General features: G+C 60.1%; 12 protein-coding genes and 2 pseudogenes. 8 read left to right on the top strand and 6 right to left on the bottom strand.

Annotated elements, in window-relative coordinates:
- Positions 1–68 precede the first annotated feature (68 nt).
- On the bottom strand, positions 69–428 hold the full coding sequence (gene arsC, locus D1Y85_RS19890; RefSeq protein WP_124152789.1) for an arsenate reductase (glutaredoxin): 360 nt from the start codon (positions 426–428) through the stop codon (positions 69–71).
- A gap of 453 nt (positions 429–881) precedes the next feature.
- Here arsC and parA point away from each other — a divergent pair, with 453 nt between their 5' ends.
- From parA to D1Y85_RS19880, 3 genes and pseudogenes are all read left to right on the top strand, one after another.
- Entirely contained in the window at positions 882–1,544 is a 663-nt protein-coding gene (parA, locus tag D1Y85_RS19885; protein ID WP_124152839.1) for a ParA family partition ATPase, read from the top strand.
- 24 nt (positions 1,545–1,568) lie between these two features.
- Positions 1,569–1,676 (top strand): annotated as a pseudogene (locus D1Y85_RS28120) (ParB/RepB/Spo0J family partition protein); the annotation flags it as partial.
- Positions 1,677–1,769: 93 nt separating this feature from the next.
- Positions 1,770–2,633: pseudogene (locus D1Y85_RS19880) on the top strand (ParB/RepB/Spo0J family partition protein); the annotation flags it as partial.
- Positions 2,634–2,715: 82 nt separating this feature from the next.
- Here D1Y85_RS19880 and D1Y85_RS19875 read toward each other — a convergent pair.
- Complete coding sequence (locus D1Y85_RS19875) at positions 2,716–4,074, bottom strand: replication initiation protein (RefSeq protein WP_124152787.1); 1,359 nt, start codon at positions 4,072–4,074, stop codon at positions 2,716–2,718.
- A 1,977-nt stretch (positions 4,075–6,051) separates the two neighbouring features.
- Between D1Y85_RS19875 and D1Y85_RS19870 the strand changes: the two genes are divergently transcribed.
- On the top strand, positions 6,052–7,257 hold the full coding sequence (locus tag D1Y85_RS19870) for a DNA-binding protein (RefSeq protein ID WP_124152786.1): 1,206 nt from the start codon (positions 6,052–6,054) through the stop codon (positions 7,255–7,257).
- Positions 7,258–7,344: 87 nt separating this feature from the next.
- Here D1Y85_RS19870 and D1Y85_RS19865 read toward each other — a convergent pair whose 3' ends face one another.
- From D1Y85_RS19865 to D1Y85_RS19855, 3 genes are all read right to left on the bottom strand, one after another.
- On the bottom strand, positions 7,345–8,337 hold the full coding sequence (locus D1Y85_RS19865; protein WP_246024991.1) for a tyrosine-type recombinase/integrase: 993 nt from the start codon (positions 8,335–8,337) through the stop codon (positions 7,345–7,347).
- Positions 8,338–8,441: 104 nt separating this feature from the next.
- Complete coding sequence (locus D1Y85_RS19860; RefSeq protein WP_124152784.1) at positions 8,442–8,837, bottom strand: DUF2471 family protein; 396 nt, start codon at positions 8,835–8,837, stop codon at positions 8,442–8,444.
- Between the two features lie 74 nt (positions 8,838–8,911).
- Entirely contained in the window at positions 8,912–9,550 is a 639-nt protein-coding gene (locus D1Y85_RS19855; RefSeq protein ID WP_124152783.1) for a helix-turn-helix domain-containing protein, read from the bottom strand.
- Between the two features lie 111 nt (positions 9,551–9,661).
- On the opposite strand from D1Y85_RS19855, the gene D1Y85_RS19850 reads away from it, so the two are divergent.
- The gene (locus tag D1Y85_RS19850) at positions 9,662–10,861 is read left to right on the top strand and encodes a glycine C-acetyltransferase (protein WP_124152782.1); all 1,200 of its coding nucleotides are present in this window, start codon (positions 9,662–9,664) and stop codon (positions 10,859–10,861) included.
- Between the two features lie 17 nt (positions 10,862–10,878).
- Positions 10,879–11,916, top strand: coding sequence for an L-threonine 3-dehydrogenase (tdh, locus tag D1Y85_RS19845; RefSeq protein WP_124152781.1), 1,038 nt, complete (start codon positions 10,879–10,881; stop codon positions 11,914–11,916).
- A 13-nt stretch (positions 11,917–11,929) separates the two neighbouring features.
- On the opposite strand, the gene D1Y85_RS19840 is transcribed toward tdh, so the two are convergent.
- Entirely contained in the window at positions 11,930–12,586 is a 657-nt protein-coding gene (locus tag D1Y85_RS19840) for a YceI family protein (protein ID WP_124152780.1), read from the bottom strand.
- Positions 12,587–12,801: 215 nt separating this feature from the next.
- On the opposite strand from D1Y85_RS19840, the gene D1Y85_RS19835 reads away from it, so the two are divergent.
- Positions 12,802–13,479 (top strand): TetR/AcrR family transcriptional regulator, encoded by a 678-nt coding sequence (locus D1Y85_RS19835; protein WP_124152779.1) that lies wholly within the window; start codon positions 12,802–12,804, stop codon positions 13,477–13,479.
- On the top strand, positions 13,472–13,951 hold the full coding sequence (locus D1Y85_RS19830) for a nuclear transport factor 2 family protein (RefSeq protein ID WP_124152778.1): 480 nt from the start codon (positions 13,472–13,474) through the stop codon (positions 13,949–13,951). Before D1Y85_RS19835 ends, D1Y85_RS19830 begins: the two co-directional genes overlap by 8 nt.
- Positions 13,952–14,183: the final 232 nt, after the last annotated feature.

Genomic DNA, 14,183 nt, shown 5'->3' with positions numbered 1-14,183 from the left:
CGTGGCGCGGGCCTCAAATAGCGGTCGCTCAGCGCGTGCAAATGTTCAAGTACGGCGTCCGCGAGCGCTCAGCCAAAAAGCGCGGCAACATTCTCGGGCGGACGGGCAATCACGGCGCGGCCATTGCGCACAACAATAGGTCGCTGGAGGAGGATCGGATGACGCGAAATTGATTCGTAGAGCTGATCATCGGCGACGTCGACTGCGTCGAGACCGAGTTCTTTGTACTCGGTTTCACCAGTCCGGATCATTTCGCGCAGCGGACATCCAAGCATCGCGTGCAGTGCCTTCAACTGGTCGACTGTTGGCGGAGTCTTCAGATACTCGATCACTTCGACAGCCTCATTGGCCGTGTTATAGGCGTGAGTAATGAGTTCGCAAGCACCGCGAGACTTGGAGCAGCGAGGGTTGTGATAGATCGTGATCATGGTTACCAGGTGACGAGCGAAGTGGAGTGCGGCCACACATTGTGCCGCCGATGAATCACCGGATTTTACCAGGCGCCCCGGACAGGCCGAAGCTCGGTTTGCTGGTATAGCCGCGTGGTTCGTCGGAAATCGGCGTCTTCCGCGAGGGAACTCGCTAATGGATTCAAGGGATACCCGGCGTGGCGTGCCCCATCGAGTTGGCCAACTGTGTCCGCGACCTCGGACCTTTATGCGCATAAAGCGGCTACCAGTGCCGCATCTCAATCGCGACGGAAAGGGTCATCCAGGAACGTCCAAGTCAAATCTGGCCGTGCTGATCCAGAGCTGCGATCACCTTTATGCGCATAAATCTTGGCCAAATGGCCAATTCGCAGCGTGAGCACGACAAAAGTCGTTGAATTGAAATTCATTCCCGGTAAAATTCCTAGCGATCAGCAAAACGGAGAAAATCAATTGGCAGCAGAGATAATCGCAGTCACGCAACAAAAGGGCGGGGTCGGCAAAAGCACGATCGCGATGCATCTCGGCGCGGCCTTCCACGAGAAAGGAAAGCGGGTGCTGGTCGTAGACGCCGATGGCCAAAACACTCTCATTCATTGGGCCAGTGCTTCGGGCGACGAAGAAGCCGGCATCCCGTTCCCGGTTGTGAATCTCTCCGAAGCGGGCGGGCAGATCCACCGGGAGATCAAAAAATTCATCGGTGACTACGACGTCATCGTGGTCGACTGCCCACCTTCAATAACGGAGAAAGTGTCCGGCGTCGTGTTGCTGGCTGCCTCGATCGCGATCGTTCCCACCTCGTCGTCACCCGCCGATTATTGGTCGAGCGTCGGATTGGTCAAATTGATACAGCAGGCGCAGGTCATGAACGAAGATTTGCGTGCTGTGTTCCTGCTGAACAAGACGGAAGAGAAGCGCATGCTCACGCGTGAGCTAAAGCGCGCTCTCGAAGACCTTGGCTTCCCGCTGCTCAAGACGCAGATACCTACCCGCGAGGCGTACAAACAAGCCATGGCACTCGGCCAAACGGTCCTGCAGATGAGCGACCGCGGTGCACGGCTAGCCGCGCTTGAGGTGCGCGCCGTCGCCGACGAAATTGCGGCGATGCTTCCCTGACTTTATGCGCATAAAGGACCCTGAATGAAACCCTCCCAATTTGCCAAAGGCTTTCAGGCAAGACCTGATACGACCAGCAGCGAAAAGCGCACGGCGCTCGACAGACTCAATGCCATCGATGGGCTCGTCCAGGACACTTCGAAAGCCAAAGAAGTCGCCGACCATTCGCGCCCGCCGGCAGCTGAAGCCCCCATGCCGATCGACACCGCGCCTGATCCGGTTGAAAACGAATCGTCCGAATATCGTACTTGGAGAGTCGAACATGGATACCGGCCCGGACAAATCATCGAACTGCCGTTGAAGGCGATCAAGCCGAGTCCCTTCAATCCTCGCCACTTTTACCTGAAGTCCTCGATCGCCGAGCTTGCAGTCAACCTCGCGAAACAAGGCCAGCAACAGGCCATCCATGTCATTCCCGATTACGTTACGCCCGGCAGCTATTACGTCAGCGACGGCGGACGCCGCGTACGCGCACTGAAGGAAGCGAACAAGGAAACGGTCAAGGCAATCGTCGTTGATTTGCCCATCGGGATTCAGAGTTACAAGCTTGGTTACGATCTCAACGTCCAACGCGATTCCCAGACCGTTTTCGACAACGCGGTGGTGTGGAAACGGTTTATCGACGAGAAATTCTTTCAGAGCCAGCGCGAGCTCGCGGACCATCTCGGACTCGACGAATCGACCGTGGCTGTCGCGCTGTCGATTGCGAAGTTACCGGAATCGGTGATGCAGGAAATGGTCGCCCGGACGGACCGCTTCGGGTCGAACATGGCTTATCAAGTCGGCCGCTACCATGGTGCACGCGGCACCGACGCCACGCTACGCTTGATCAACCGGATTCTTGCGGACGACCTGAGCACGCGCCAGGTCGCAGATATCGTCAAAGGACGGTCGAGCGCACAGGACAGTCCCAAAACACCTGGGCGCCAACGTTACGCTCAGCGCCTCGAGATCAAGATGGAAGGCGTATCCGTCGGCGATCTCAAGTCATACGGTGACGATCGGCTCGAACTGCGACTCAAGGGACTGTCCAAGGACCGACGCGACGAAATCCTGCATCAGATCGAACAGATTTTGCAGACCAGATAGTTAATTGCGGGAATTTCCGGAAGTCAATTTCCGGAAATTCCCGCTAGAGATCACGTCGCCGGATTACCCGGCCACACACTGCTCAGGCCGCGCGAGACTGGCCCAACGTGAATGCGAGCAGATCACCGTCGGTCGGCGCGCCCCAGGTCTTCCTCGCGAGCCAGTCGAAGAATGCAGTATCCGCCAGTTTCGATTCGAGACCACGCCGACGCCAGTCGTCTCGCATATGAGCACCGAGACCCGGCAACTCGTCGCTCTCGAACGACTCGCGCGCCACTTGCCGTTCCATCTCACCCTGTTCTTCGTAGAGCGCGCGCGCTTCTTTACGGCGATAAGCCGAGTATTCGTCGACCAGACGAGCTTTTGGATCATCTCCGCCCAGCGCTGCCACGGCGCCCTTGCCGGTTGCCGCCGAGCCCGACGCCGTCTCATCGACGGGCGGCGCATAGCCTTTCTTGAGCGCATCCTTGAACAGGGCCGCCGCACTGCGGACGGGCGGCAGGCTCGTGCTGCGCAAACGCTGCTCGGTCAGCTGAAGTGCAGCGCGAATCCGGTTCTCCTCGCTGTCAGCGTAGAGCGACTGCGCTTCCTTCAGAGGAATACCGATCTTCACCATCCGGTCGACCAGCGTGCTGTCGAATACGTTCGGATGCTCATCGAGCGCCAGCATGGGCTGCTTGCGCTCGGTGACGCGAAACTGGATTTCGGCTACCCGGCGACCTTCGCGATGTTCGATCAACTCGACGAATATGTTCGTGACCGCGTTGACTTCCGCGATGGCGGGGCGAAGATAGTCGCGTTTGAAATACTTGTATTCGCGTTTGGCCTCGTCGCCCGCCTCGGTATCCGGTGTGCCCGACAGGATCGGACGCCACCATTCCCAGGTCTCGCGCATCGTGAGATGGCTGGGATTCGTCAGGTAACGCACGCAGATTTCGTACAGCGCAAGGCCTGCGCTGCTGCGCAACTGGCTCTGAAACTGCAGACTCAAACGGGCATACTGCACCGGGTCGAGCAGCTTTTTCTTGATCTTTGGCGCGAACGAAAATTCGACCCAGACGCGCCGTGTAGCCGGATCCTCGAGGATTTCAGCGTCGGCGATCAGCGTCGAAATACCCCACTTCCGGCCAGGTTTCTGACTCGACGTCCCCTGACTCCATTCGACCTGCACCGACACCATGCGGCGCAAGTGCTCCTTCACGAGGGCGGTATCGTTGGAGTCGAACGCTGAATTCGCGACGATGTCCGACAACAGGGCGCGATACGTATCCCCCGACTCGTCTGCCTGCTGGGCGACGGCAAGCAGGACGTTGAAAAGCTTGCGAGTCAGCAACGTAATCTTGCCGCTTTTCGGTTGAATCGCGATCGCCTCGACGGCCTTGCGTAATTCGGCCGAACTGGGGCTTACCACATCGGTTTTTTTCACACGCTTCGTGGCCATGCGTCGAGTCGAGGAGAGATTTTCGCGAAAGGATACCGTCTGTGGTGATAGGCGTCTATAGGGGCGCTCTCACCATTGCCGGTGATGTGCATGCGCCGAACGTGGCTCACCACGGGACGCTCCCGAACAGGCTCACCCTTCGCTACAAGCCGCACTCGGCACAAACGTTACGGGTCGCACTATCCGCGTGGATGGCCCCGATCCTGCAGTCGGACAAGTTCTCCATCGTGCTCCCGTATCGCCTCACCTTAAAAAATTTTGACGAATCTCCGGTTCACTGCGAAATGACGTAACGGCACTACGACGGATGGCGTGAGGAGAGATCCTCTCCGGGGAGAAATCGTCAGGAGGCCGTGGCCGGATCGAAAACACCGTGTCGAAACGCACGAGACGGCACGAGAAGGCCGCAAACACTTCGCCGAATGCTCCGTCCTGCCATGCCGATCCAACGGGCATACGCCTTCATGTGGAAAGTCGCGGTTCGCGGGGCTCGCGTAAACCCGCTCTACGAGGACGGCAGGCCGATTCGTCAGTCAGGGATGACAACACAATCCGCTCCTGTCTCTCCCGAAAAATCTCACCTACAGGGCTAGAGCGAGACTGATGCGATGCCGCTTCTCGCCATCGGGACGCTAAATAGTGCCGAACGAGACTCCTGAAAAGCCTCACCTTTGACGCGTTGTGACGTCTCGCCAACGTTTGAAGGTCCCCGGCAAAGCACCTCCCGAAAAAGCTCACCGCACTCGATCTCATGTAGAAAAAGCCAATAGATTCCGTAACTTATCCACATATACTCGCACGCAGTATCCATACCGCCACGGTCCCGAAAAAGCTCACCATACCATCCATAGCCGACGAGCTGACTGCCGCACCCAGTTCAGTCGAGTGCCCCCGAAAAGCCTCACCTCAACGAACCACGAACGCCAGATCGCCCGGTCCCCAGGCCCGCCTCGTCGGTGTTTTCACGTTAGTGAACGCCAACTAGCTCCCGAATTAGCTCACCTTCAGCGAGATCAGGTGTTTCATCAGATCCCGAAAAAGCTCACCACAGGTGCCTGCGAACCCAAATTGGCATGCAACTGGCCTTCGTCACTTCAGAATCCCGAAAAATCTCACCTCACAACGCAAAACACACTTCTGCGGTCGGTGTGACAGGCTGTCTCCCAGCGCCCCACCTCTGTCGAACCTCCCGTAAACCCTCACCTGAAGGACTTCAACAGCATCCCCGGGCCTTAAATGAGCGCCCAGCCCCTGAAAAACCTCACGTTACGGAGCCGATTTGTCCCGTTTCGGCTCACCTCGCTCTTCGCAGGGCCGTTTTTCGACCTGAAAGTCCAGCAAATCAGAGGTCCCGAATCCCCTCACCGTTACAAATCGAGCAACTTTCAAAGGACTGGCGGTAATCCGCAGGCTTCCGGGTTACCTGCTCCCGTAGCCGCTCACCTGTGCGTAAAAGTCAAAAATGCCCCTTTCCCCGAACTCGCTCACCTCCCTTCCTGAACTGACTCACCGGCATCCCCGAACCCCATCACTCGACCATCCCGCAGCTTCTCACCCGACATCCTGTAAAGCTTCACCTGACTTCGCCGAAACCCTTGCCAGGTAAGGGTTTGCCGTGGCGTTAACGTTTTTAACAGGTATCAAGGGTGTTTACTTTTATTACTCTCAAGCACCGCCAAGCCGAGCGCCTCCTGAAACATCCTGAGCAAACCACGCTACGTCCCGACTCAACCCGGCACGACAAGCGTGAAACATTCGGGGGAAAATCCGCGACAACTAAAAATCGCGCATTTACAATGATTTATGGAACAAACTTCGCTTTGTTTCACGGAGTCGCGACGTCAATCGACGCTACCGACACCGTCCGCAGGTGTAGGGGGTCCAATTAGGGCGTATTTCTGGCACCATTGCCAAAAACGTAGCGGACATTACGTAATTTGTTATTATTTACATATCGTGCCGAGCCCCGAGACCACAATGATGCAAGATGAAAACCGCCAGACCCTGCGCGACGAGCTTGAAGCTTTGCGTAACGACGGAGCGCGGCGGCAAGATCTCTCACTACACGCCTGTAAGCGTCTCTTTTTCGATTTCGGGATCCGTCCGTCGATGGCGGCCGTTCGAGATCTGACGCAAACCGGTAGCGCAAGCGACATCCCAAAAGATATTGAACTGTTCTGGCAACGGATCCGCACCGCGTCGCGAGTACGTGTCGGCACAGGTTCTATCCCTCCAGCACTGGAGGAACGTGCGGGTGAACTGCTCGGCGCCCTGTTCCAGGAAGCGCAGACGCTCGCCCGCGAGGCCCTCGAATCCGAGCGGGCCGACATCGAAAGCGGCAAGAATCAAGCCGAACAAGCTGTCCAGAATGCCGAAGCGCGTCGGGCGGCCGTCGACGAGATGCTTCAGCGCAGTGAAGCCAGAACCGAAGCGGCCTGGGCAAAAATCCGCGAGCTGGAAAACCAGATCGCCGCATCGTCGGCTCACGGGGCCGTTCACCACGATAGCCTTCAGGGCGCAATACGGCGCCTCGAGGCGGAAAACGACATCCTGACAAAACGCCTCGAAGCCGAACAGGCAACCAACGCTGGGTTGCGCGATCGCATCGACGCCCTTCATGAGGATCTGCGCACGAGCACAGAGCACTATGCCCAGCAGATCAAGGACGCGCTCGCCGAGGCCGAGCGCCGCGTCAAGCCAATGCTGGTCGAACTCGATTCGCTACGCACCATGTCATCGACGTGGCAGGCCGCACAGCGCGAAGCCGGCAAGAAGGAGTTCGATTTCATCCAGCAACTGGCGACGGCGAAAGCCCGCTCGGATCGCCTCGACGCGCTGCTGCGCGAACGCTCCGATGAGGTTGACGCCCTCACACGAAAGATCACAACGTTGCGCGGCCAGCAGGGCGTCGATGCGTCGGTGGCGCAAGTGTTGTGCACCCTTGCCGAGTCGGGTCGACTGAGCGACGAAGAACTCACCCGTCTGGGTACGGAAGTCGACGGGTACGTCAGCTTGCCGGTTCGTTGTCCGAAGTGTCAGGAAGGTGAGCCGGAACTCTCCGAGGTCGATGACCACTATGAACTGTCGTGTCCGGAATGCGAACACACATCCGGCCTCGGCGGTTCGCGTCTTGAGGCCTTCAGCCGGTTCATGTCGGGAAAGCCGGCGTCCGGTGCAGCTTGAGGTGAGTGGTTACGGGATCCCGCCGATGTGATCCAAAGTGAGCTTCTACAGGAGCCAATGTGAGGCCGGCATGGCACCGGCCACCGTTCAGGCCCTTTCATGCAAGGCTTCGTGCCCTGCCGACGTTTCACGATCAACCCACATTTGCCACGCTCGATGGAGTCGGCCAGCCGAAATCGGTTGCATGAAACCGAGCCACTGTCCGACTAGTTCCGCATTCACACCTTGTTCGAAGCGATCCGCAGCGAAGGTGTTACGCAGTGTCTGCGGACTGGCACGTTGCGCGCGCGTCTCGGGAATGCCTGCGGCCGCGACGATCGCGTCGACCGCGCGAAGGATGGTGGCCTTGTGCATCGGCCGTCCGGAAGGCGAGCCCGGAAAAACGAGTTGTCCCGGCAATCCGGCTTCGCGTCGCGATTCGAGCCAGGCGCTCAGTACGTCCACCGCAAAAGGCGCGAGCCGCGTGACGCGCGTGAACATCGGATTGTCGGCCTCGATCGTCAGCCATTCCGAACCGGGCGTCGTGGCGTCCAGTGTCAGCGCGATGGCGTCGCCCGTCTTCAGTCCGCCGCCCAGAAACACGGCGACCAGCGCGCGGTCACGGTATTCGCGCCAGCGCTTCGCCGCCGAGTGTTCCGTGAGTGGCGCAAAGAGCCGGGCCAGGATCGCGGTCCTTTCAGCCGGGTCCAGAAAACCTGTTGGTTCGTTCTCGCGCGCATTGCGCCAGGCCGCTTCCCCGTCCTGCGCGATAAAGCGTGCGGGGTTGGTCGAAGCGAGTTCGATTTGACGGACATGATCGAGGACGCGCTCGATCAACCGCAGGTAGCGCAGACGTTGCGGTTTCTTTACGTCGAGCCCAGCGACGAATTCAGAGATCGTTCCGGTGTCGACCGAAAGTATCGTCTTGTGGCGCGTCGCCATCCACTCGAGAAAGCGGCCCCACTGGACACGGTAGACGTCGGCCGAGGACTGACGGAATTGCTGCGAGGCGAGCCAGGCATCGAAGGCGCCCGCCGGATCCTGTTGCCAGTCGGCGCGTTGCTGGTCAAAGAGGTCGCGTGAAGTTTGAGAAGACATCATCGCTCTCATTCCGTTAGTTGCGTTCTTGGCGCCCATTCTAACTGCAGGTCCATCGGGCGAGGTGGATATTCATCTACAGTTGGTTCGGCTAACCGGCCGAACTGCTAGCCGCCCCAGGCGCGCAGACGTCGATCTTCGCTTTGGTCTCGGGCTTCCCGGCCCGCCCGCACGGCGCTTTGCGCGGCACGTTCATAAGCGGAAACCGCGAAAGCGAACACGGCGGGCAACGCATTCGAGTGGCCGAAATCCACCGGATCATCGGTTTCCGGATAAGCAAGTTCGCCCGGACGCTGAAAGAGGCCAAGCATGTTGACGTCGTGCCGCCCGGCGAATCCCAGATCTGCAAGGGCCTCGGCCTCGATTGCATGCAGCAGCCTCCACGTCAGCGGAACCTGCTGCGCGATGTACCGCTGGGCAATACCGCGAACGACGTGTTCGAGGTCACGCGCGGCCGCCTGAAAACGCAAGGCGGCCAGATCCTGTTCATTTGGGGTCTGCATGGCTGCTCCGGAAGATCAATCGCACTGTATAAATATACAGTACTCGAGGCAACCATGCAGCGCTCGGTGCGCGTTCAGCCGTGGATCACGACGAGCAGCGCGCGCGCTTCGCCTTTACCGGCGTTGCGTATTGCGTGTGGTTGGTCCGCGACGTAGCGCGCCGTGTCCGCGGTTTTCACGCGCTGTGCCGTTCCGGCCGCTTCGATGTCAATGGTTCCCTGCAGCACCGTCAGGTGCTCGCGCGTGCCGGGTTCGTGCGCATTCGATACCAGTGCACCACCCGGCTTTAGCGTCAGTTCATACCATTCGAAGTGACCCGCAAGCTCGATCGGCCCCCAGACACGCAACTGGTAGCCCGCGTCGTGACCGAGCAGCGTTGGTATGTCGTGCGGACCCGCGACCGAGATCGCGTCAATGGCCTTGGGCGCCGCGAACAGCGAATCCAGCTTCACGCCGAGCGCGTTCGTGAGCCGCCACGCCACGGCAATGGTCGGATTCGCTTTGTCGCGTTCGATTTCCGATAGCATGGATTTCGATACGCCCGCCGCGCGCGACAGGTCGTCGAGCGTCATCTTGCGCTCGTTGCGCAGCCGCTGGATCTGTTCGCCGACGCGCGGCGGCGTCACGCCGGGAACGGCCTGTGCTGGCGCCTGATCTGACGTCGCAGTGCCGGACGCGCGCGGTTTTCGGGTGCTTGCCATTTGCTGCCCCATCGTTTAGAGTTTGTTCGACATATCGAACTTAGGTTCGAAAAAACGAATATTTTCGGTAAGGCTGACGGCGACTATAGCAGGCCGCGGCCCGTCCTGTCAGGAGCAAGACCTATGCGAACCCCCTACCTTGCACATCTGCGCGCGACGCTCGACCAGATTCGCGCCGACGGTTTCTACAAGAGCGAGCGCGTGATCGCGACGCCGCAGTCGTCGGCCATCCGTCTCGCGGATGGAAGCGGCGTGCTGAACTTCTGCGCAAACAACTATCTGGGCCTCGCCGACGATGCGCGTCTCATCGCCGCGGCGAAGGACGGACTCGATCGCGACGGGTTTGGCATGGCGTCGGTGCGTTTTATCTGCGGCACGCAGACGGTGCACAAGGAACTCGAAACTGCGCTCTCACAGTTTCTCCAGACCGAGGACTGCATTCTCTATTCAAGCTGTTTCGATGCGAATGGCGGTCTCTTCGAAACCCTGCTCGGTGAAGAAGACGCGATCATCAGCGACGAACTGAACCACGCGAGCATTATTGACGGGATTCGTCTTTCGAAAGCGCGCCGCTACCGCTACAAGAACAACGATCTCGCCGACCTCGAATCGAAACTGCGCGAAGCCGATGAAGGCGGGGCGCGTTACAAGCTGATTGCAACCGACGGTGTGTTTTCGATGGACGGCATCATCGCCGACCTCAAAGGCATCTGCGATCTCGCCGAACGTTACGACGCACTCGTGATGGTCGACGACTCGCACGCCGTGGGCTTCATCGGCGAACACGGCCGCGGCACGCCGGAGCACTGTGGCGTCGCGGACCGCGTGGACATCGTCACCGGTACGCTCGGCAAGGCGCTCGGCGGTGCGTCGGGTGGTTATATCGCGGGGAAAAAGGAAGTGGTCGAGTTGCTGCGTCAGCGCTCTCGCCCGTACCTCTTTTCGAACACGCTCACGCCGAGTATCGCCGCCGCTTCGCTCAAGGTGCTCGAGCTGATCGCGAGCGACGAAGGCGCGCAACTGCGGGCACGCGTGCGTGCGAACGGCTCGCATTTTCGCCGCGAGATGAGCGCGCTCGGCTTCACGCTCGTGCCGGGCGAGCATCCGATCATTCCGGTGATGCTCGGTGACGCACAAATCGCCTCGAAGATGGCCGACGCGCTGTTGCATGAAGGCGTGTACGTCATCGGTTTTTCGTTTCCGGTGGTGCCGAAGGGCCGTGCGCGCATCCGCACGCAGATGAGCGCCGCCCACGCGCCGGAACAGATTGAACGCGCGATTGCGGCGTTCGCACGCGTAGGCCGGCAGCTTGGCGTGATTTGAAAGGAATCCTGAACGAAATGAAAGCACTTGCGAAACTCGAACGCGCGCCCGGTCTCACGCTGACCGATGTGCCGAAGCCCGAAGTCGGGCACAACGATGTGATGATCAAGATTCTCCGCACGGCGATCTGCGGGACCGATATTCATATCTGGAAGTGGGACGACTGGGCCCAGCAAACCATACCTGTGCCGATGCACGTCGGTCACGAATACGTCGGCGAAATCGTCGAAATGGGCCAGGAAGTGCGCGGCTTCAAGATTGGCGATCGCGTATCCGGCGAAGGTCACATTACGTGCGGATTCTGCCGCAACTGCCGCGCGGGGCGTCGCCATCTTTGTCGCAACACGGTGGGTGTGGGGGTGAACCGTGAAGGCGCGTTCGCTGAATATCTCGTGATTCCGGCATTCAACGCGTTCAAGATTCCACCCGAGATTTCCGACGATCTCGCCGCGATCTTCGATCCGTTCGGCAACGCGACGCACACTGCCCTTTCGTTCAACCTCGTCGGCGAGGACGTGCTCATCACGGGCGCGGGGCCGATCGGCATCATGGCGGTGGCAATCGCGAAGCACGTGGGTGCGCGCAATGTTGTCATTACCGATGTGAATGACTACCGTCTCGAACTCGCCCGCAAGATGGGCGCGACGCGCGCCGTGAACGTGTCGCGCGAATCGCTGCGCGATGTGATGAGCGACCTGCACATGACCGAGGGTTTCGATGTGGGCCTCGAAATGTCGGGCGTACCGAGTGCGTTTACGTCGATGCTCGAAGCGATGAATCACGGCGGCAAGGTTGCGTTGCTCGGTATCCTGCCGTCGCAGACTGCGATCGACTGGAATCAGGTGATCTTCAAGGGCCTCGAAATGAAGGGCATTTACGGCCGTGAGATGTTCGAGACCTGGTACAAGATGGTCGCCATGCTCCAAAGCGGGCTCGATCTGACGCCGATCATCACGCACCGTTTCGGCGTGGACGACTACGAAAAGGGCTTCGCCGCGATGCTCTCCGGCGAGAGCGGTAAGGTCATTCTCGACTGGACCCGCGCGGCGGCTTGACGGCCTGGGTAACTCAATTCGCCCTGGCCGGCTGTTCGAATTCGGCCTCGATTCGCACGTTGATATCGTCGCCGACCGCCGGATACCAGGTCGTCAGTCCGAACTTCGCCCGGCTGAAATGGCCCGTCGCGGTGAAGCCCACGGTTGGCTGCTTCGTCAGCGGATTCGGCGCGTAACCATTGAAGGTCACGTCCAGCGTGACCGGCTGGGTGACGTCGCGAATCGTCAGATTGCCGGTGAGTGAGCCACGTGCCTTATCCGCGCGGTCGAAACGTGTGCTGACGAAGCGGATCTGCGGATAGCGCGCCACGTCCAGCATCTGCGTTCCTTTCACCATCTGGTCCAGTTGAGGCACGTTCGTGTCGAGACTGGATGCGTCGATGGTTGCCTCGACCGTCGCATTGTCAAGTCCACTCGCGCTCAGGTCGAGGTGCGCGCTGGCACGGTCGAAGCGCATGACAAAGCGCGAGTAGTGCAGGTGATCGACGTCGAACACCACGCTCCAGTGATGTGCGTCCAGTTCGTAGCGGCCGGCCGGCACGGCCGTCTCCGTGGTGCTCACGCTGTGAGTGACAACGCGCAGCGGCGTGCACGCCCAGAGCAGGCACGCCGCTCCCAGCGCCGCACAGCAGGCGCGACGCCTCCTGCCGGTAATGTGTTTTTCTTTCATATCATCTCCCTCGTTGCCTCGATGTTAACGCGTCGGGGCTTCCATCTATTCCACGCAACACCCGGGCGAGGATTTTTCTCCGCTTGATTCGGGAGAATGATCGTTCTACACTCGCGCGGTGGAGAACGATCGTTCTCCGTCGACACAATGCACAAAGCAACGCACAAAGCCGCCGGCCCGGCGCGGGCGGCGTGTGTGATGATGGAGATTGCAGCATGAACCCGACCGCCGCCTCGCAGCTCGACGCCCGCGAGCGCCTGCTCGATGCCGCCGAAGCGCTGATCTACGCAGGCGGCATTCACGCCACCGGCGTCGACGCGATTGTCCGCGAGGCGGGCGCCGCGCGAAAGAGCTTCTACAACTGGTTCGAGTCGAAGGACGCACTGGTCGCCGCGGCGTTGACGCGGCGCGACGAGCGCTGGATGCGCTGGTTCGTCGACGGCACACTCAAGCGCGCACGCGCGCCTCGCACGCGCCTGATTGCGATGTTCGATGTTCTGCGCGAGTGGTTCGCATCCGACGATTTTCACGGTTGCGCATTTCTGAACGCGGCAGGCGAAACGGCATCGCCTGACGATCCCGTCCGGCTCATCGCGCGCGAGCACAAGGCGCGGCTGCTTGCCTTCGTGCGCGAGCAGTGCGATGCCCTCGTGGCCGCGAACGAAATGGATCGACGTCACGCCGCGCGTCTCGCGCGTCAGTGGCTGATCCTGATCGACGGTGCGATCGGCGTCGCGTTGGTGAGCGGCGACGCCGATGCCGCGCTCGATGCGCGCGCGGCTGCGAGGCAGTTGCTCGATGCGTTCACCCGTACGCGCACGTTCCGCAGTCGTCCCCCATCGCGGTCGCCCGCCCGGCGCACCGCTCGTTCCGAGGAGAAAGATCATGAGTGACACCGCTGAAGTCCGTCCGCCGCTCCCGCCGTTCACACGCGAGACCGCAATCCAGAAGGTGCGCGCAGCGGAGGACGCGTGGAATACGCGCGATCCGAAACGCGTGGCGCTGGCCTACACGCCGCAAAGCGTCTGGCGCAATCGTGCTGAATTCATCACGGGCCGCGAGGCGATCGCCGAATTCCTTTCGCGCAAGTGGGCGCGTGAACTCGATTACCGGCTCATCAAGGAACTGTGGGCTTTTACGGAGAACCGCATCGCGGTGCGCTTCGCCTACGAGTGTCACGACGATTCAGGTAACTGGTTTCGCTCGTACGGCAACGAGAACTGGGAATTCGACGAGAACGGCCTGATGGCACGCCGATTTGCGTCGATCAACGACTTGCCGATTGCCGCGAAGGACCGTCTCTTCCACTGGCCGCCCGGCCGTCGTCCCGACGATCATCCGGGCCTGAGTGACCTCGGTTTGTAAGGCGCGTCACGCCGCGTTTATCGCGTTGACTTTCGGATCGGGCGTAATAGAGGTCGGCGCGGACTCTCCGCGCGGACCGGTCCGGGCAGATTCTCCATTGCATATGAAACGGGTTGCGGTAAAGTGCGCGCAGACCTGAACCAGACGACCCGAAGCGGATCGGCGCAAGAGAGGATCAATACGCATGCGTTTTTGGCAGAAATACGGGGGCAAGGCGACGATAAAGGCAATC

It is taken from the genome of Paraburkholderia dinghuensis (assembly GCF_003837865.1).
Lineage (GTDB): Bacteria > Pseudomonadota > Gammaproteobacteria > Burkholderiales > Burkholderiaceae > Paraburkholderia > Paraburkholderia dinghuensis.
The sequence above is the reverse complement of the archived record's forward strand: the minus strand, read 5'-3'. Positions and strand labels throughout refer to the sequence as shown.